Source organism: Streptomyces sp. Ru71, from assembly GCF_002920535.1.
In the GTDB taxonomy this organism is placed as follows: Bacteria; Actinomycetota; Actinomycetes; order Streptomycetales; family Streptomycetaceae; genus Streptomyces.
Genome location: NZ_PQSS01000022.1, coordinates 18,891 through 36,784 on the forward strand (window position 1 = coordinate 18,891; position 17,894 = coordinate 36,784).

General features: G+C 70.8%; 14 protein-coding genes. 7 read left to right on the plus strand and 7 right to left on the minus strand.

Annotation, left to right across the window (positions count from 1 at the left end; translation table 11 throughout):
* Positions 1-9: 9 nt before the first annotated feature.
* Entirely contained in the window at positions 10-3,030 is a 3,021-nt protein-coding gene (uvrA, locus tag C3489_RS15835; protein ID WP_103782529.1) for an excinuclease ABC subunit UvrA, read from the minus strand.
* 222 nt (positions 3,031-3,252) lie between these two features.
* Here uvrA and C3489_RS15840 point away from each other — a divergent pair, with 222 nt between their 5' ends.
* From C3489_RS15840 to C3489_RS15860, 5 genes are all read left to right on the plus strand, one after another.
* Positions 3,253-3,948: a maleylpyruvate isomerase family mycothiol-dependent enzyme gene (locus C3489_RS15840; protein ID WP_103782464.1), complete on the plus strand. Its 696-nt coding sequence runs from the start codon at positions 3,253-3,255 to the stop codon at positions 3,946-3,948.
* Between the two features lie 48 nt (positions 3,949-3,996).
* Entirely contained in the window at positions 3,997-4,653 is a 657-nt protein-coding gene (locus C3489_RS15845) for an MBL fold metallo-hydrolase (RefSeq protein ID WP_103782465.1), read from the plus strand.
* Between the two features lie 126 nt (positions 4,654-4,779).
* A complete protein-coding gene (locus tag C3489_RS15850; RefSeq protein ID WP_103782466.1) occupies positions 4,780-5,667 on the plus strand; it encodes an ABC transporter substrate-binding protein in 888 nt (295 codons plus the stop codon).
* 10 nt (positions 5,668-5,677) lie between these two features.
* The gene (locus tag C3489_RS15855; protein WP_103782467.1) at positions 5,678-6,589 is read left to right on the plus strand and encodes an amino acid ABC transporter permease; all 912 of its coding nucleotides are present in this window, start codon (positions 5,678-5,680) and stop codon (positions 6,587-6,589) included.
* Positions 6,590-6,609: 20 nt separating this feature from the next.
* Positions 6,610-7,338: an amino acid ABC transporter ATP-binding protein gene (locus C3489_RS15860; RefSeq protein ID WP_103782530.1), complete on the plus strand. Its 729-nt coding sequence runs from the start codon at positions 6,610-6,612 to the stop codon at positions 7,336-7,338.
* 83 nt (positions 7,339-7,421) lie between these two features.
* Here the strand turns inward: C3489_RS15860 and aroQ are convergent, their stop codons facing one another.
* On the minus strand, positions 7,422-7,895 hold the full coding sequence (gene aroQ, locus C3489_RS15865; protein WP_103782468.1) for a type II 3-dehydroquinate dehydratase: 474 nt from the start codon (positions 7,893-7,895) through the stop codon (positions 7,422-7,424).
* A 99-nt stretch (positions 7,896-7,994) separates the two neighbouring features.
* Here aroQ and C3489_RS15870 point away from each other — a divergent pair, with 99 nt between their 5' ends.
* Both C3489_RS15870 and C3489_RS15875 read left to right on the plus strand, forming a co-directional pair.
* On the plus strand, positions 7,995-9,041 hold the full coding sequence (locus tag C3489_RS15870) for a S66 peptidase family protein (RefSeq protein ID WP_103782469.1): 1,047 nt from the start codon (positions 7,995-7,997) through the stop codon (positions 9,039-9,041).
* A gap of 58 nt (positions 9,042-9,099) precedes the next feature.
* Positions 9,100-10,404: an MFS transporter gene (locus tag C3489_RS15875; protein WP_374936749.1), complete on the plus strand. Its 1,305-nt coding sequence runs from the start codon at positions 9,100-9,102 to the stop codon at positions 10,402-10,404.
* A 17-nt stretch (positions 10,405-10,421) separates the two neighbouring features.
* On the opposite strand, the gene C3489_RS15880 is transcribed toward C3489_RS15875, so the two are convergent.
* The 5 genes from C3489_RS15880 to uvrB form a co-directional block, all read right to left on the minus strand.
* A complete protein-coding gene (locus tag C3489_RS15880) occupies positions 10,422-11,477 on the minus strand; it encodes a calcium:proton antiporter (protein ID WP_103782471.1) in 1,056 nt (351 codons plus the stop codon).
* Positions 11,478-11,731: 254 nt separating this feature from the next.
* Positions 11,732-12,730, minus strand: coding sequence for a TerC family protein (locus tag C3489_RS15885; protein ID WP_103782472.1), 999 nt, complete (start codon positions 12,728-12,730; stop codon positions 11,732-11,734).
* Positions 12,731-12,952: 222 nt separating this feature from the next.
* Positions 12,953-14,905 carry a TerD family protein gene (locus C3489_RS15890; protein ID WP_103782473.1) on the minus strand — a complete coding sequence of 651 codons (1,953 nt, stop codon included), beginning with the start codon at positions 14,903-14,905 and terminating at the stop codon, positions 12,953-12,955.
* 62 nt (positions 14,906-14,967) lie between these two features.
* Entirely contained in the window at positions 14,968-15,546 is a 579-nt protein-coding gene (locus C3489_RS15895; RefSeq protein ID WP_103782474.1) for a TerD family protein, read from the minus strand.
* A gap of 166 nt (positions 15,547-15,712) precedes the next feature.
* Positions 15,713-17,869 (minus strand): excinuclease ABC subunit UvrB, encoded by a 2,157-nt coding sequence (uvrB, locus tag C3489_RS15900; RefSeq protein WP_103782475.1) that lies wholly within the window; start codon positions 17,867-17,869, stop codon positions 15,713-15,715.
* Positions 17,870-17,894: the final 25 nt, after the last annotated feature.

Below are 17,894 nucleotides of genomic sequence, written 5' to 3' on the forward strand. Positions count from 1 at the left end.
AGGCGCGGGTCAGGCCTTGCGGGCCCGCGTCGTCTTCGTCGCGGCCGCCTTCTTGGCCGTGGCCGCCGGCTTCTTGGCGGCCGTGCTGTTGACCGCCTTGGTGGCGGTCCTGCGGCCACCGGACGCGGCCGCCGCGGTCTTCGCCGGCGTCTTCCTGCGCGCCGCCGGCACGGTCGCGTCGCTGATCCGGTCTGCGCCGAGGATCTCCCGCAGGAACTTGCCGGTGTGGCTGGCGGGGACCGCGGCGACCTCTTCGGGCGTGCCCTCGGCGACCACCAGACCGCCGCCGGCGCCGCCCTCGGGGCCCATGTCGACGAGCCAGTCGGCGGTCTTGATCACATCGAGGTTGTGCTCGATGACGATGACCGTGTTGCCCTTGTCGACCAGGCCGGACAGGACCGTCAGCAGCTTGCTGATGTCCTCGAAGTGCAGACCGGTGGTCGGCTCGTCCAGGACGTAGACCGTGCGGCCGGTGGAGCGCTTCTGCAGCTCGCTGGCGAGCTTGACGCGCTGCGCCTCACCGCCGGACAGGGTGGTCGCGGACTGGCCGAGGCGGACGTAGCCGAGGCCGACGTCGTTGAGCGTCTTGAGGTGGCGGTTGATCGCCGGCACGGCCTCGAAGAAGTGCATGGCCTCTTCGATGGGCATGTTCAGGACCTCGGCGATGGACTTGCCCTTGTAGTGGACCTCCAGGGTCTCCCGGTTGTACCGGGCGCCGTGGCAGACCTCGCACGGGACGTAGACGTCCGGGAGGAAGTTCATCTCGATCTTGATCGTGCCGTCGCCCGCGCAGTTCTCGCAACGGCCGCCCTTGACGTTGAAGGAGAAGCGGCCGGGCATGTAGCCGCGGACCTTCGCCTCGGTGGTCTCGGCGAACAGCTTGCGGATGTGGTCGAAGACGCCGGTGTACGTGGCCGGGTTCGAGCGCGGGGTGCGGCCGATCGGCGACTGGTCCACGTGCACGACCTTGTCGACGAGGTCGTCGCCGTCCACGCGCGTGTGCCGCCCGGGGACGTTGCGCGCGCCGTTCAGCTCGCGCGCCAGGTGCGTGTACAGGATGTCGTTGACCAGCGTCGACTTGCCGGATCCTGACACGCCGGTGACCGCCGTGAACACGCCCAGCGGGAAGGACACGTCGATGTCCTTGAGGTTGTTCTCGCGGGCGCCGTGCACGGTGAGCTGCCGGGACGGGTCGCGGGGGCGGCGGATCTCGGGCAGCGGGATGGACTTGCGGCCGGACAGGTACTGACCGGTCTGCGACTCCTCGTTGGCCAGCAGCTCCTTCAGGGAGCCGCTGTGCACGACCTTGCCGCCGTGCTCGCCGGCGCCGGGGCCGATGTCGACGACCCAGTCGGCGGTCTTGATGGTGTCCTCGTCGTGCTCGACGACGATGAGCGTGTTGCCCATGTCGCGCAGCCGGACCAGGGTCTCGATCAGCCGGTGGTTGTCGCGCTGGTGCAGACCGATGGACGGCTCGTCGAGGACGTACAGGACGCCGACGAGTCCGGAGCCGATCTGGGTGGCCAGGCGGATGCGCTGGGCCTCGCCACCGGAGAGCGTGCCGGCGGCCCGGTTCAGCGAGAGGTAGTCCAGGCCGACGTCGACCAGGAACCGCAGCCGCTCGTTGACCTCCTTCAGGACCCGCTCGGCGATCTTCTTGTCGCGGGCGGTCAGCTTGAGCCGGCCGAGGAAGTCCGCGCAGTCGCTGATCGACATCGCCGAGACCTCGGCGATCGACTTGTCCATGATCGTGACGGCGAGGACGACCGGCTTCAGGCGCGTGCCCTCACAGGTGGGGCAGGGCACCTCGCGCATGTAGCCCTCGAAGCGCTCACGGCTGGCGTCGGACTCGGCCTCGCTGTGCCGGCGCTTGACGAAGGGCACCGCGCCCTCGAAGGGCGTGGTGTACACCCGCTCGCGCCCGTAGCGGTTGCGGTAGCGGACCTCGATCTGCGTCTTGTGGCCGTGCAGCAGGGCCTTCTTCGCGCGCTGCGGCAGCCCCGCGAAGGGGATGTCGGTGCGGAAGCCGAGGGCGTCGGCGAGCGCGCCGATCAGGCGGTCGAAGTAGTCCTTGGTGTGGCCGTGCGACCAGGGGTGGATGGCGCCCTCGTCGAGCGTCTTGTCCGGGTCCGGGACGATCAGCTCGGGGTCGACCTCCATGCGCGTGCCGATGCCGGTGCACTCGGGGCAGGCGCCGAAGGGCGAGTTGAAGGAGAAGGAGCGCGGCTCCAGCTCCTCGAAGGACAGGTCGTCGTACGGGCAGTACAGGTGCTCGGAGTACATCCGCTCACGCTCGGGGTCGTCCTCGGGGAGGTCGACGAAGTCGAGCACGACCATGCCGCCGGACAGCCCGAGGGCGGTCTCCACGGAGTCGGTGAGGCGGCGCTTGGCGGAGTCCTTCACCGTGAGGCGGTCGACGACCACCTCGATGGTGTGCTTCTCCTGCTTCTTCAGCGTGGGCGGGCTGGACAGCTGGATCGTCTCGCCGTCCACCCGCGCGCGGGAGTAGCCCTTGGTCTGGAGGTCGGCGAAGAGGTCGACGAACTCTCCCTTGCGCTCGCGCACCAGCGGGGAGAGCACCTGGAAGCGGCTCCCCTCCGGCAGCTCCAGGACCTTGTCGACGATGGCCTGCGGCGACTGGCGCGAGATGGGGCGGCCGCACTCCGGGCAGTGCGGCTTGCCGATGCGCGCGAAGAGCAGACGCAGGTAGTCGTAGACCTCGGTGATGGTGCCGACCGTCGAGCGCGGGTTGCGCGAGGTCGACTTCTGGTCGATGGAGACGGCCGGGGACAGGCCCTCGATGAAGTCGACGTCCGGCTTGTCCATCTGGCCGAGGAACTGGCGGGCGTACGAGGAGAGCGACTCCACGTAGCGCCGCTGGCCCTCGGCGAAGATCGTGTCGAAGGCCAGGGAGGACTTGCCCGACCCGGACAGGCCCGTGAAGACGATGAGCGAGTCCCGAGGCAGGTCGAGCGAGACGTTCTTCAGGTTGTGCTCGCGCGCGCCACGGACGATGAGACGGTCGGCCACGCCGGTCCGCACCTTTCTTGAGAGAAGTGACAGGGGCGGGGCCCCCGTCCTTCTCAGACTAGGGGGAGCCACTGACAACGCCGGTCGGATTCACGGGTTGTCAACAAACCCCGGCTCTCCAGCATGCCCGACGCCACGTCCGACCATATAGCACGTGCTTTCGATTTACGGCACTGCTGCACCACCTTCACCCGAACGTGTGGCGGGGCTAATGTCAGCACCATGATTGATCACGCGCATGACCTGGCGTCTGTACGTGACGCCACCGACCGACTGCTGAGCGCAGTCGCCGAACTGGACAACGCGTCGGTGGCCGAGCCGTCACGGCTGCCGGGCTGGAGCCGCGGCCATGTCCTGGCTCACATCGCACGCAACGCCGACGCCCTCGTGAACGTCCTCCAGGGGCGTCCCATGTACGTCTCGGGCGAGGCCCGGGACGCCGACATCGAGCGGGACGCCCCGCGCCCCCTGGACGCCCAGCTCGCGGACGTCCGCGAGAGCGCGGAGCGCTTCCAGGCGGCGGGGGCCGCGCCGCAGGACTGGTCACGGACCGTGGAGCTGCGCAACGGCGTGACCGACGCCGCCGCCCGGGTGCCGTTCCGGCGCTGGGTCGAGGTCGAGCTGCACCACGTGGACCTCGGGATCGGCTACGAGCTGGAGGACCTCCCGGACGACTTCACCGAGCGGGAGATCGACTTCCTGGCCGCCCGGTTCAGCGGACACCCCGAGGTGCCGGCGACCCGGGTCACGGACGGCACGCGCGTGTGGCGCACCGGCCGGGACGACGGTGAGGGGTCCCCGGCGGAGGTCACCGTCTCCGGGAAGCCCGCCGATCTGCTGGGCTGGCTGGCCGGACGGCGCGAGGGTGCCGCGCTGAGCGTCCAGGGCGGCGCGCTGCCCGCCCTCCCGCCGCTGTAGGGGCGGCTCCGGATTCCCGCCGGCCGTCCCGGAGATAGGCTGACGGTCATGACGTACAGCGGACAGGTGACGGTCGGCGGCCCGGCGGACGTGCACGAGCTGAAGGACCTGATGATCACCAAGATCGCGGTCGGCCCCATGGACAACAACGCCTATCTGCTGCGCTGCCGGGCCACCGACGAGCAGCTGCTGATCGACGCGGCGAACGAGGCCGGGACGCTGCTCGGCATGATCGGTGACGACGGCATCGCCTCCGTCGTCACCACCCACCGCCACGGCGACCACTGGCAGGCGCTCGCCCAGGTCGTGGCGGCCACCGGCGCCCGCACCTACGCGGGCCGGGACGACGCGGAGGGCATCCCCGTGCCGACCGACGTCCTGGTCGACGACGGCGACACGATCCGGGTGGGACAGGTCGAGCTGACCGCACGCCACCTCGTCGGGCACACCCCGGGCTCGATCGCCCTGGTCTACGACGACCCGCACGGGCATCCGCACGTCTTCACCGGCGACTGCCTCTTCCCCGGCGGCGTGGGCAACACCCACAAGAACCCGAAGGCGTTCGCCAGTCTGATCCACGACGTCGAGACCAAGATCTTCGCCGTGCTGCCCGACGAGACCTGGGTCTACCCGGGCCACGGCAACGACACGACGCTGGGCGCGGAACGGCCGCATCTGCCGGAGTGGCGCGCGCGGGGCTGGTGAGCGTCCCGGCGGAGCGTCACGCGTCGGGCCGGTGAGTGTTCACACTGCCGCAACACCCGTTCCCATCATGCGGACATTTGTTGGTGTGACCTCGACAAACGTCGGTTTCGCTGCCACTCTCCCGCCATGCAACCTGCCCTCCGTGCCCTGCGCGGCGCCGTCGCCGCCGCCTCCGTAGCCCTCCTCGCCACCGCCGTCGGCTGCGCGCCGCAGCCGGAGGAGAACGCCGCAGCCAAGCCGTCGGGCTCGGCCGGCGGATCGTCCTGCGCACCGGGCGCGCTGGCGACCAGGACGTCGGGCAAGCTGACCGTCGCCACCGACGAGCCCGCCTACGAGCCGTGGTTCAAGGACGGCAAGCCGGCGAACGGCGAGGGCTTCGAGTCGGCCGTCGCCTACGCCGTGGCGCAGCGGCTCGGCTACGGCAAGGACGCCGTGGTGTGGCAGAGCGTCCCGTTCAACAAGGCGTTCGCGCCCGGCGAGAAGACCTTCGACTTCGACATCAACCAGGTCTCCATCAGCGACGAGCGCAAGAACGCCGTGGACTTCTCGTCCGGCTACTACGACGTGCGCCAGGCGGTCATCGCGCTCAAGAGCGGCAAGGCCGCGAAGGCAACGGGCATCGCCGGCCTGAAGGGCCTCAAGCTGGGCGCCCAGGTCGGCACCACCAGCCTGAACTACATCAACGACGTGGTGCGCCCGACGCAGCCGGCGGCCGCGTTCGCCAAGAACGACCAAGCCAAGTCCGCGCTGAAGAACGGTCAGGTCGACGCCATCGTCGTCGACCTGCCGACCGCCTTCTACATCACCTCCGCCGAGGTGACGGACGCGAAGATCGTCGGGCAGTTCGAGAACCAGGGTGCCGCACCGGAACAGTTCGGCCTGGTGCTCGACAAGGGCAGCGCGCTCACGCCGTGCGTCACCACCGCCGTGGACGCCCTGCGCAAGGACGGCACGCTGGCGAAGCTGGAGAAGCAGTGGCTCTCCGACGCCGTCGACGCGCCGGTGCTCAAGTGACGGAGCAGCGGTGACCGTCACGAAGGAGGAGTCGGGAGAGGACTCCGGCAAGAACGCCGGCGACGACCTGCGCGACGGGTACACCCCGTCGCAACGCCGGCTGGAGCGGGAGCGGTTCAAGCGTGCCCGCGCCCGCCGCGCCACGGCCGTCGCGGCGCTCTCCACGCTCGTCACGGGCGTCGTGCTCTACCTGGTCGTCGTCAACGCGCCCGGCTGGCCGCGCACCAAGGAGACGTTCTTCAGCGCGCGCTACGCGCGCGAGGCGTTCCCCAAGGTGCTCGACGGGCTGTGGCTGAACGTCCGGCTGCTGCTGGTGTGCGGCGCCGCGGTGCTGGTCCTCGGGATGCTGATCGCCGTCGCCCGCACCCTGCGCGGCCCGGTGTTCTTCCCGCTGCGGGTGCTGGCGGCGGCGTACACGGACTTCTTCCGCGGGCTGCCGCTCATCATCAACCTGATGATCGTGGTCCTGGGCGTGCCCGCCCTGCGGCTGCAGGGGGTGACGGTCGACCCGGTGCTGCTGGGCGGTACGGCGCTGACGCTGACGTACTCGGCGTACGTGGCCGAGGTGTTCCGCGCCGGCATCGAGTCCGTCCACCCCTCGCAGCGCGCCGCGGCCCGCTCCCTCGGCCTGACCAACCGTCAGGCGCTGCGCCACGTCGTCCTGCCGCAGGCCGTGCGCCGCCAGGTGCCGCCGCTGCTGAACGACCTGGTGTCCCTGCAGAAGGACACGGGCCTGGTGTCGATCGGCGGGGCCGTGGACGCCGTACGGGCCGCCGACATCATCGTCGGCCGCAGCCTGAACTACACGCCGTACATCGTCGCGGGGCTGGTCTTCGTGGCGCTGACCATCCCGATGACCCGCCTCACGGACTGGGTGACGGCCCGGATGGACCGGCAGCGGGCGCAAGGAGGTTCTCTGTGAGCGACGGGCCCGTGCTGCGGATGGAGGCCGTGCGCAAGACCTTCGGCGGCTCGGTCGTCCTGCGGGACGTCGACCTGGAGGTCGCGCCGCACACGGTGACCGCGCTGATCGGAGCCTCCGGTTCCGGCAAGTCGACGCTGCTGCGCTGCGCCAACCTGCTGGAGGAGATCGACGACGGCGCCATCTGGCTGGACGGCGAGGAGATCACCGACCCGCGGGTGGACCAGGACGCGGTACGGCGCCGGATCGGCGTGGTCTTCCAGGCGTACAACCTCTTCCCGCACATGACCGTGCTGGACAACATCACCCTCGCCCCGCGCCGGGTGCACCGCGTCCCGCGCGCCGAGGCCGAGGCACACGCGCGTGAGCTGCTTCAGCGGCTCGGGCTCGGCGGCAAGGCGGACGCCTACCCGGACCGGCTCAGCGGCGGCCAGCAGCAGCGGGTGGCGATCGTGCGCGCCCTGGCCGTACGGCCCCGGCTGCTGCTGCTCGACGAGATCACCGCCGCCCTCGACCCCGAGCTGGTCGGCGAGGTGCTCGACGTCGTGCGCGGTCTGAAGGAGCAGGGCATGACCATGGTCCTCGCCACCCATGAGATGGGGTTCGCGCGCGACGTCGCCGACCAGGTGTGCTTCCTGGACGGCGGAGTCGTGCTGGAACGGGGCAGCGCGGAGCAGGTCTTCGGCGACCCGCGGCAGGAGCGCACGAAGCGCTTCCTGCGGCGGATCGTGGAGGCGGGGCGGCTGTAGCCGAGGTGAGGGGTGCCCCTGGCGGAGGCAAGGGGCGCCCCGCCAGGGCCGGTGTAAGGGGCGCCCCGCCATGGCCGCGGTCCTTACGCGTCGGCCTGGGCCGCTCCCACCAGCGCGGCGACCCGCTCCACGCCGAACACGTACCCCTGCACCCCGCATCCCGCGATGACACCGTCGGCGCGCAGCGAGACGTAGGAGTGGTGCCGGAAGGACTCGCGCTGGTGGATGTTGGAGATGTGCACCTCGATCACCGGAAGGCCGTCGCAGGTGTTGAGGGCGTCCAGGACCGCGACCGAGGTGTGGGAGTAGGCGGCGGGGTTGATGACGATCCCGCAGTGGTTCAGCCGGGCCTCGTGGATCCAGTCGACCAGCTCGCCCTCGTGGTTGGACTGGCGGAAGTCGATCGTGCCGCCGTGCGCGGCCGCCGCCTTGGCGCACAGCGCCTCCACGTCGGCCAGCGTGTCGGAGCCGTAGATCTCCGGCTGGCGCTGCCCCAGCAGGTTCAGGTTCGGGCCGTTCAAAATCATGATCGGGGCGTTGGCCAGGGTGCGGGGCACGGTTCCTCCGGTCCGGTCGTGGGCGGCCCGGCGCGGGCCGCCGCTGGTCTTCGGTTTATCACGGTGCGCCGGAGCGCCGACCGCCCCTACCCTCCGGGCATGACGACGATCGCGTACCCGCCGAAACCCTGCCCCGGTGACCGCATAGCCGTCCTGTCGCCGTCCGCGGGCCTGCCGGCGCTCTTCCCGCGCCCCTACGAACTGGGTCTGGAACGGTTACACAAGGACTACGGGCTCGAACCGGTCGAATACCCGACGACCCGCACATTGGACGCCTCGCCCCGTGAGCGGGCCGACGACATCAACGCGGCCTTCGCCGACCCGGACGTACGGGCCGTCATCGCGTCCATCGGCGGCGACGACCAGATCACCGTGCTGCCGCTGCTGGACAGGGAACTGATCCGGGCGAACCCGAAGCCGTTCTTCGGGATGAGCGACAACAGCAACCTGCTGGCGTTCCTGTACAACACCGGGATCGTCGCCTACCACGGGGCGAGCGTGATGGTGGAGCTGGGGCGGCCCGTGGCCATGCATCCGCAGACCGCCGACTCGCTGCGGGCGGCGCTGTTCACCTCCGGCCCCTACGAGCTGCGGCCCGCCGAGCGGTGGCGCGACGTCGACCGGGACTGGGCCGATCCGGCGACCTTCGAGGCGGAGCCTCGGACCCGCCCGGGCACGGGCTGGATCTGGCAGAACGCCGACCGTGTGGTGGAGGGCCGCGCCTGGGGCGGCTGCCTGGAGGTCGTCGGCCGGCTGTTGATGGCCGACCGCGAGATCAGCCACGACCTGTCGGTCTACGACGGCGGGGTGCTGCTCCTGGAGACGTCCGAGGAGATGCCCATCGCCCGGGAGGTCTTCCGCACCGTGCGCAGCATGGGTGAGCGCGGCCTGCTCCAGCGGTTCTCCGCGGTGCTGGTGGGCCGGGCCAAGTCGTGGTCGCTGGAGAACCCCACGACGCCCGAGGAGGCCGCCCGGTACGCCGCCGAGCAACGGCAGGCGGTGCTGCGGGCGATGCGCCTGTACGCCCCGGACACCTTGATCGTCTTCGACGTGGACTTCGGCCACACCGACCCGCAGTTCGTGCTGCCCTACGGCGGCGTCGTCCGGGTGGACGGCCCGGCACGGCGCATCACCGTCACCTACTGAGAGCCCCGTGCCCCCGCGCGCCCCGTAACCGTCGGTGACCGTGGACGGTTGACGCGGCATGAACGACGTACGCAGCGTCAGGACGCCGTCCATGCCACGGCTCGCGGCCGCCTCGCTCGCCGGAACGGCCATCGAGTTCTACGACTTCTTCGTCTACGGCACCGCGGCGGCCCTGGTCCTCGGCCCGCTGTTCTTCCCGTCGTTCTCGCCGCTGGCGGGCACGCTGGCCGCCTTCGCGACGTTCGGCGTGGGATTCGTCGCCCGCCCGCTGGGCTCGGTGCTGTTCGGGCACATCGGGGACCGGCACGGGCGGCGGCCCGTACTGGTCGCCTCGCTGCTGCTGACCGGGGCGGCGACCGTCGCGGTCGGCTGTCTGCCGACCTACGGCACGATCGGCGCGGCCGCTCCTCTGCTGCTGGTCGTGCTGCGGTTCCTGCAGGGGCTGGGGCTGGGCGGCGAGTGGGGCGGGGCGGTGCTGCTCACCGCCGAGCACGCCCCGCCGGCCCGTCGCGCGCTGTGGTCGAGCTTTCCGCAGGTCGGGCCGGCCGTGGGGTTCGTGCTCGCCAACGCGATGGTGCTGGCGCCCACGGCGGTGCTGACGGACGGCCAGTTCGCCGAGTGGGGGTGGCGGGTGCCGTTCTGGGCGGCCGGCGTGCTGGCCGTGGCCGGGCTGTGGCTGCGGTCGTCGCTCACGGAGAGTCCCCGGTTCCTGGAGATCGACGACCACGCGCGCGTGCCGCTCGCCGAGGTCGTGCGCCACCACGGGCGACTGGTGCTGCTGACGGCCGGCGCGCTCGCCGCCGGGTACGCGATCTTCTACGCGGTCACCACCTGGTCGCTGGCGTACGCGACGGAGCGGCTCGGGGTGAGCCGCCCGGTGATGCTCGGCTGCATCATGGCGGCCGTGGTGCTCAAGGGCGCGCTGACACCGCTGTTCGCGCTGCTCGGCGACCGCTTCGGGCGACGGCCGCTGTGCCTGACGGGATGTGCGGCCGCCGCCCTGTGGATGTTCCCGATGGTCGCGCTGCTGGCCACGGGCGAGCCGCTGCCCATGTTCCTCGGCATCGCGGGGGCCCTGCTCGCGTTCGTCACGATGTTCGCCGTCATCGCCGCCTACCTGCCCGAGCTGTACGAGCCACGGGTGCGCTGCACGGGCGCGGCGGTCGGCTACAACCTCGGCGGGGTCCTCGGCGGCGCGCTCACCCCCGTCGTGGCGACCGCGCTGGCCGAACAGGGCGGGCGGGTGCCCTGGGGCGTCGGCGCGTATCTGACGGGGATCTCGCTGCTGAGCCTCGGCTGCTTCGCGCTCCTGCCGGAGACCCGCCCGGTGCCGGTGCCGGTCGTGCGGCCGGCCGTGGACTGACGCGACGGCGACCGGCGCTAGGGGTTGATCGCCAGCTCCAGGTACGCGGCGAACAGCACCAGGTGCACCCCGCCCTGCAGGGGCGTCGCCCGGCCCGGCACCACGGTGAGCGAGGCGACCACCACGGTCAGGGCGAGCAGCACCATGTGGGTGGCGCCGAGACCGAGGACCAGTGGGCCGGACAGCCACACGGACGCCAGCGCGACCGCCGGGATGGTCAGGCCGATGCTGGCCATGGAGGAGCCGAGGGCCAGGTTGAGGCTGGTCTGCACCCGGTCGCGGCGCGCGGAGCGCACGGCGGCGATGGTCTCGGGCAGCAGCACCAGCAGCGCGATGATCACACCGACGACGGCGTGGTGCAGGCCGGCCGCCGCCACACCCTTCTCGATGGTCGGCGACACCCCCTTGGCGAGACCCACCACACCGATCAGCGCGAGACCCAGCAGGCCCAGGCTGATCATCGCGGTCCGCGAGGACGGGGCCTCTGCGTGGTCGTCCTGGGTGATCACCTTGCCCTCACGGGTGAGGGGCAGGAAGTAGTCGCGGTGTCTGACGGTCTGGGTCGCCACGAACAGGCCGTACAGGATCAGCGAGGACAGCGCCGCGAACGTGAGCTGCGCCGTGGAGAACTCCGGTCCGGGCTTGCTGGTGGTGAAGGTGGGCAGCACCAGGCTGAGCGTGGCCAGGGTCGCGACCGTGGCGAGGGCGGCGCCGGTGCCCTCCGGGTTGAAGATCGCGGTGCCGTGGCGCAGCGAGGCGACGAGCAGACTGAGTCCGACGACGCCGTTGCAGGTGATCATCACGGCGGCGAACACCGTGTCCCGGGCGAGCGTGGCGGACTTGTCACCGCCGTCGGCCATCAAGGTGACGATCAGAGCGACCTCGATGATGGTGACCGCGACGGCCAGGACGAGCGAGCCGAAGGGTTCGCCGACCCGGTGGGCGATCACCTCGGCGTGGTGGACGGCGGCCAGGACGGAACCGGCGAGCACCACGGTCACCAGCGCGACCACCGCGCCGGGCAGGTCTCGCCCCCAGGTGAGGATCAGCAGCACGACCGCGAGCACCGGCAGCAGGGACGTCCACTGAGTGGTGAGCGACCTGAGCCGGGCGAGCGGCGGGCGTCGGGTCGGGGTGGGCGTCTTGGTGTCAGGTGAGATCGTTCATCTCCTCTCGGTCGCGCTCGGTGAAGGACGCGTCAGCCGCTCCACCTGCCGCGGCGCCCCACGGCGGAGGGCGCCCTGCCACTCAACAAAGCACCGGGAGCGGGGACCGGCAATTCGGCGGCCCCCGCTCCCTGCACCCCGTGGTGCCGGCACCACGGTGGTCAGCCCTTGACGCCGCTTTCCTCGCGGGTGACCTCGCTGCGCTGCGCCTCGACGGCCGCCTGCTTGCGGGAGGCCCGCAGGCTGGTGAGCGTGGTGACGACCAGGACGGCGCAGATGACGCCGAGCGAGACCGGGATGCTGATCTCCGGGACATGGACGCCCGACTCGTGCAGCGCGTGGAGCACCAGCTTGACGCCGATGAAGCCGAGGATGATCGACAGGCCGTAGCTCAGGTGGACCAGCTTCTTCAGCAGGCCGCCGATGAGGAAGTACAGCTGCCTGAGACCCATCAGCGCGAAGGCGTTCGCGGTGAACACGATGTACGGGTCCTGCGTCAGACCGAAGATCGCGGGGATGGAGTCCAGCGCGAACAGCACGTCGGTGGTGCCGATCGCGAGCATGACCACGAGCATCGGGGTCATGACCCGCTTGCCGTTCTGCTGGATCCACAGCTTGGTGCCGTGGTAGCGGTCCGCGACACCGAACCTGCGCTCGGCGGCCTTGAGGAGCTTGTTCTCCTCGAACTCCTCGTCCTCCTCGTCGGCGCGGGCCTCCTGGATGAGCTTCCAGGCGGTCCAGATCAGGAAGGCGCCGAAGAGGTAGAAGACCCAGCTGAAGCTGGCGAGGATGGCCGCGCCCGCGGCGATGAAGACGGCCCGCAGGACCAGGGCTATGAGCACGCCGACGAGGAGCACCCGCTGCTGGTACCGCGAGGGCACCGCGAACTTCGCCATGATCAGTACGAAGACGAAGAGGTTGTCGACGCTCAGCGACTTCTCGGTGATGAATCCGGCGAAGAACTCACCAGCAGGCTGTCCGCCGCCGAAGACGAGCAGACCGAGCCCGAAGAGCGCCGCGAGGGCGATCCAGACGATCGTCCAGATGCCGGCTTCCTTGATGGACACGTCGTGCGGCTTGCGGCCGATGAAGAAGTCGACCGCGATCAGGGCGGCCAAGCCCAGGATGGTCAGGACCCACAGGGTCATCGAAACGTCCACTGCACCTCCGGCAGTCGTAACGGCACGTAGTCAGCGTCATCGCTACCGGAGGTCTCTTCCACCCGGGACGGGCCGACGCCCCGGGATCAGGCTTGATCCGTATTGACGGGTACGTCGCAGTGACAGGGAGTACTCCCCTCCGTGCCGTCAACAGTACCCAACGACCAAGGAAAGGTAAAGGGATTGGCAAAGAAAGGGCCAAGTTCCCTGGTGGGAGGCGGTTTACAAGTACTTGGTGCGCTCGGCCGCGACCTGCGCCAGAACCAGCCGGAGCACCTGGCTGCCGGGCGGCACCAGCGCCGGCTCGTACGTCCAGGCATGCCCGACCCAGGGGTCGGCCAGGTGATCGTCGGGCACCGGGGTCAGCCGTAGCAGTCCTCGCCACAACGGGTCCAGCAACGGACCGTAACCGGCGGCGTCCTCCCGGTCGGCGACCATCATGAGGTGGACGCCGACCACGGGGCCCTCGTCCGCGAGATAGCGCAGCTGCGTGACGGCACGGTCGTCGAAGCCGTGCGGGAAGTCGTTGACCACCAGCAGCTGCTGGGCGGTGTCGAAGCCCGGCGGGAGGGAGTCGGCCGCGCCGCCCCGCACCGCCATCTGCACCAGGTCCACCCGCTGCGTCAGCCGGCCCAGCACGTCCGCCACACCGGCGGCGCCCACGGCGGGCGGTCCGGCGAGCACACCGGTGTCCGTCAGCGGTGCCAGGGCGTGCGCCGCCGTACCGGCCGGGTCGATCACGTGCACGGCGAACTCCCCCGCCGGATGCACGGCCAGCAGCCGCGCGGCGTGCGCCACAGCCGCCTCCAGGGCCAGCCGCCGTCTGTCGTGGGCGTCGGTGAACACCCCCGCCTCCCCGGCCACCCGGCCGCTGTCGATCCACAGGCCGCGCTCCAGCGGCAGCCGGACCAGCATCGGGATGCTCAGCCGGTCGCTCTCGGGCAGCGTCAGATCGCCCAGGCGCAACGCCATCGGCATCTCCATCGGCACCCGGTAGCCGTGCCAGACAGGACTGTCCCACCGGGCGTACGCCGGCGGCAGCGCGGGCTCCACGACCTCGGCCTCGGCGACCAGCTGGGCGACGTCCCGGTCGAGCGCCTGCCGGGCCTGCTCCACGAGCGCGCCGTGCCGGGCGCGCGCCTCCTCGCGCGCCGCGTCGCCCTGTCCGCCGATCCGGCTGCGCGGGTCGGACAGGACGGCGTCGAGTTCCTTCTCCTGACGCGAGTCGGCGAAGTCGACGGCGCTGCGGTAGGCGGCGGCGGTGCGGGCGTAGTCCTCGAACATGCCCCACACCTGGTTGTACAGCCGCTCGTCCATGGTCCAGCCGGTGGCGTCACCGGCGACGGGCCGGGCGGGCTGTCCGGGCGGCGGGGCAGGGGCGGCCGGCGCGGGCGGCGGCGGGGCGGTGTGCCGTCGGCCGGGGTGGGTGTAGTCGACGGGGCCGCCGGCGGTGGGCGGCGTCGGGTCGGAGGAGCCGGCGGCATGCGTCGCGTGGGGTGCGCCGGCCGGCTGTGGGGGCATGGCCCCGCTCGGGCCCATCGGGGCCGGTCCGCCGTGGGCGGAGGGCGTCGTCTGCCGGGTGGGGGCGCCGTCCGCCACGCGCGGCGCCTGGACGGAGCGGGTGAGCCCCTGTGCCACCGCCTCGTGGATACCGTTCGCCAGCTGCCGGGCCTCGGCCAGCCCCTGGTCGGCGAAGAGCTCCGCCAGGCCGCCGGCGTATCCCTGCCCGACCGCACGGACCTTCCAGGCGCCCTGCCGGCGGTACAGCTCCAGGGCGATGACGGCCGACTCGGCGTCCAGACCGGTGAGCGTGAACGTGGCGACCTCGGTGCCGTCCAGGCCGGTGACCGCGACGAAGGGCGCGGCCACGGCACCGAAGCGGACCGGGCCGCCGGTGCCGGTGGGCAGGGCGAGCAGCACGTTGACGCGGTGCACGGCGTCCGGCATGGCGTCCAGGTCGACCGCGAGGCGGTGCGCGGTGGCCGCCTGCCGGGAGACCTCCAGGCCGGGCAGCGAGGGGGCGCCGGGGTGGACCACCGACTCCGGCCCGGACGCCCGGCCGGCCTCGTCGACGAGCGTCGCGGCGGCCACGACCGGCGCCCCGGCCGAGACCCGGATCTCCAGGCGCACCTGGTCCAGCGGGTGGTTCTGTCCCCGCGCCAGCTCGGCCGTCATCGATCAAGTCCCCCTCGGTGTCACGGTGTTGCGCGGCGCGCTCCGCCCGCGCCGTTGCCTGCCTAGAGCAGCGGCCAGATGGCCGGCATCAGGTCCTGGAAGGTGCGGCCGTTGGCCGGGGAGCCGAGGGCCGTCATCGTCCAGCCGGCGCCCGCCCGGTGCACCTTCGCCATGATCTGGGCCGTGTAGGCGCCGCCGCCCGCGAGCGTGTAGCGGGCGAGTTCCTGGCCGTTGGTCTCGTCGACCAGGCGGCAGAACGCGTTCTGCACCTCCTGGAAGGTCTGGCCGGTGAAGGAGTTCACCGTGAAGACGATCTGGTCGATGTGGACCGGGACGCGCTGGAGGTCGACGAGGATCGCCTCGTCGTCGCCGCCCTGGCCGACACCGCCGACGAGGTTGTCACCGGTGTGGCGCACCGAGCCGTCGTCGCTCACCAGGTGGCGGAAGAAGACGACGTCGACGGGCTGCTTGTCCGCGAAGAGGACGGCGGAGGCGTCGAGGTCGATCTCGCGGGTGCGGGAGCCGAACAGGCCGCGGCGGGGCGCCGCCTGCCAGCCGAGGCCCATGCGCACCGCGGACAGGCTGCCACCGTCGTTCTTCTGCAGACTGATGGCCTGACCCTTGGTCAAGTTGACGGTCACGCGCTGATTCCCCTCTCAAGCAGTCCCCTGTTGCCGCAAAGTCCGCGGTTGATCAGAACCCTACGCAGCGGCACCGACAGTGCCGAACCCCGGCGCATGCTTTGTGTCGGTCTTGCAACACAGTGCGTGCTCACCGGGGCCCGGGCGAGGGGGGCGGCTACGGCCGTCAGGCCAGACCCGCCTCCTTCATCTGACGCAGCTCCTTCTTCATCTCGGCGACCTCGTCGCGCAGCCGGGCCGCGATCTCGAACTGCAGGTCCGCGGCGGCGGCCCGCATGCGCTCGGTCAGCTCCTCGATCTGCCCGGCGAGCTCGGTGGCCGGCCGGTCGGTGGGCACGGTCTCCTTGGCCTTGCCCTTGGCGGCCTTCGTGGCCTTGGTGCTCTTGGCGCCCTTGACCGCGTGCTCGCCGAGGGAGGGGACGGGCGCCTTGGTGCCGCGGCCGTCCTTCTTCGCCCGGTAGCCCGTGCCGAGCAGCTGCTCGGTGTCGACGCCCTCGCGGGCGATCTGCGCGACGATGTCGTTGATCTTCTTGCGCAGGGGCTGCGGGTCGATGCCGTTCGCCTTGTTGTACGCGATCTGCTTCTCCCGCCGGCGGTTGGTCTCCTCGATGGCCTTCTCCATCGCCGGGGTGATCTTGTCGGCGTACATGTGGACCTGGCCGGAGACGTTGCGCGCCGCACGGCCGATGGTCTGGATCAGCGAGGTGCCCGACCGCAGGAAGCCCTCCTTGTCGGCATCGAGGATCGCCACCAGGGAGACCTCGGGCAGGTCCAGGCCCTCGCGCAGCAGGTTGATGCCGACCAGGACGTCGAACTCACCGGCGCGCAGCTCGCGCAGCAGCTCGACACGGCGCAAGGTGTCCACGTCGCTGTGCAGGTAGCGCACGTGGATGCCGAGCTCAAGGAAGTAGTCCGTGAGGTCCTCGGCCATCTTCTTGGTGAGCGTGGTGACCAGGACGCGCTCGTCCTTGTCGACCCGGGTGCGGATCTCGTGGACCAGGTCGTCGATCTGGCCCTCGGTGGGCTTGACGACCACCTCGGGGTCGACCAGGCCGGTGGGCCGGATGATCTGCTCGACGACGCCCTTGGAACGCGACAGCTCATACGTGCCGGGGGTGGCCGACAGGTAGACGGTCTGCCCGATGCGCTGCTGGAACTCCTCCCACTTCAGCGGCCGGTTGTCCAGCGCGGACGGCAGCCGGAAGCCGTGCTCGACGAGGGTGCGCTTGCGGGAGGCGTCGCCCTCGTACATGGCGCCGATCTGCGGGACCGTGACATGCGACTCGTCGATGACGAGGAGGAAGTCCTCCGGGAAGTAGTCGAGCAGTGTGTTCGGCGGGGTGCCCGGCAGGCGGCCGTCGAAGTGCATCGAGTAGTTCTCGACGCCGGAGCAGGTCCCGATCTGGCGGAGCATCTCCAGGTCGTAGGTGGTGCGCATGCGCAGCCGCTGCTCCTCCAGCAGCTTGCCCTGCTTGCGCAGCTCGGTCAGGCGCTCCTCCAGCTCGGCCTCGATGCCCTTGATCGCGCGTTCCATCCGCTCGGGACCGGCGACGTAGTGGGAGGCGGGGAAGACGTACAGCTGCTGTTCGTCGCTGATGATCTCGCCGGTGATCGGGTGCAGCGTGGTGAGCGCCTCGATCTCGTCGCCGAACATCTCGATGCGGACGGCCAGCTCCTCGTAGACCGGGAAGATCTCGATGGTGTCGCCGCGGACCCGGAAGGTACCCCGGGTGAACGCCATGTCGTTGCGCGTGTACTGGATGTCGACGAAGCGGCGCAGCAGCTCGTCGCGGTCGATCTCGTCGCCGACCTTCAGCGGGACCATCCGGTCCACGTACTCCTGCGGCGTACCGAGGCCGTAGATGCAGGAGACGGAGGCGACCACGACGACGTCGCGCCGGGTGAGCAGCGAGTTGGTCGCGGAGTGGCGCAGCCGCTCGACCTCCTCGTTGATCGAGGAGTCCTTCTCGATGTAGGTGTCCGACTGCGGGACGTAGGCCTCGGGCTGGTAGTAGTCGTAGTACGAGACGAAGTACTCGACGGCGTTGTTCGGCAGCAGCTCGCGGAACTCGTTCGCCAGCTGGGCGGCCAGCGTCTTGTTCGGCGCCATCACCAGGGTGGGGCGCTGGAGCTGCTCGATCATCCACGCGGTGGTGGCGGACTTGCCGGTGCCGGTCGCGCCCAGCAGGACGACGTCCTTCTCCCCGGCCTGGATGCGCCGGGCGAGGTCGGCGATGGCCGCCGGCTGGTCGCCGTTGGGCTGGTAGGGGCTGACGACCTCGAAGGGCGCCACCGTGCGTTCGATGTGGGAAACGGGCCGCATGACATCAACCGTACGACCCGCCACT

Coding starts and splice junctions, on each gene's coding strand:
- C3489_RS15860 (WP_103782530.1), top strand. CDS start 6,610: ATGGAGGCCGTGCGCAAGACCTTCGGCGGCTCGGTCGTCCTGCGGGAC.
- C3489_RS15840 (WP_103782464.1), top strand. CDS start 3,253: ATGATTGATCACGCGCATGACCTGGCGTCTGTACGTGACGCCACCGAC.
- C3489_RS15875 (WP_374936749.1), top strand. CDS start 9,100: ATGAACGACGTACGCAGCGTCAGGACGCCGTCCATGCCACGGCTCGCG.
- C3489_RS15870 (WP_103782469.1), top strand. CDS start 7,995: ATGACGACGATCGCGTACCCGCCGAAACCCTGCCCCGGTGACCGCATA.
- uvrB (WP_103782475.1), bottom strand. CDS start 17,869: ATGCGGCCCGTTTCCCACATCGAACGCACGGTGGCGCCCTTCGAGGTC.
- C3489_RS15890 (WP_103782473.1), bottom strand. CDS start 14,905: ATGACGGCCGAGCTGGCGCGGGGACAGAACCACCCGCTGGACCAGGTG.
- C3489_RS15845 (WP_103782465.1), top strand. CDS start 3,997: ATGACGTACAGCGGACAGGTGACGGTCGGCGGCCCGGCGGACGTGCAC.
- C3489_RS15850 (WP_103782466.1), top strand. CDS start 4,780: ATGCAACCTGCCCTCCGTGCCCTGCGCGGCGCCGTCGCCGCCGCCTCC.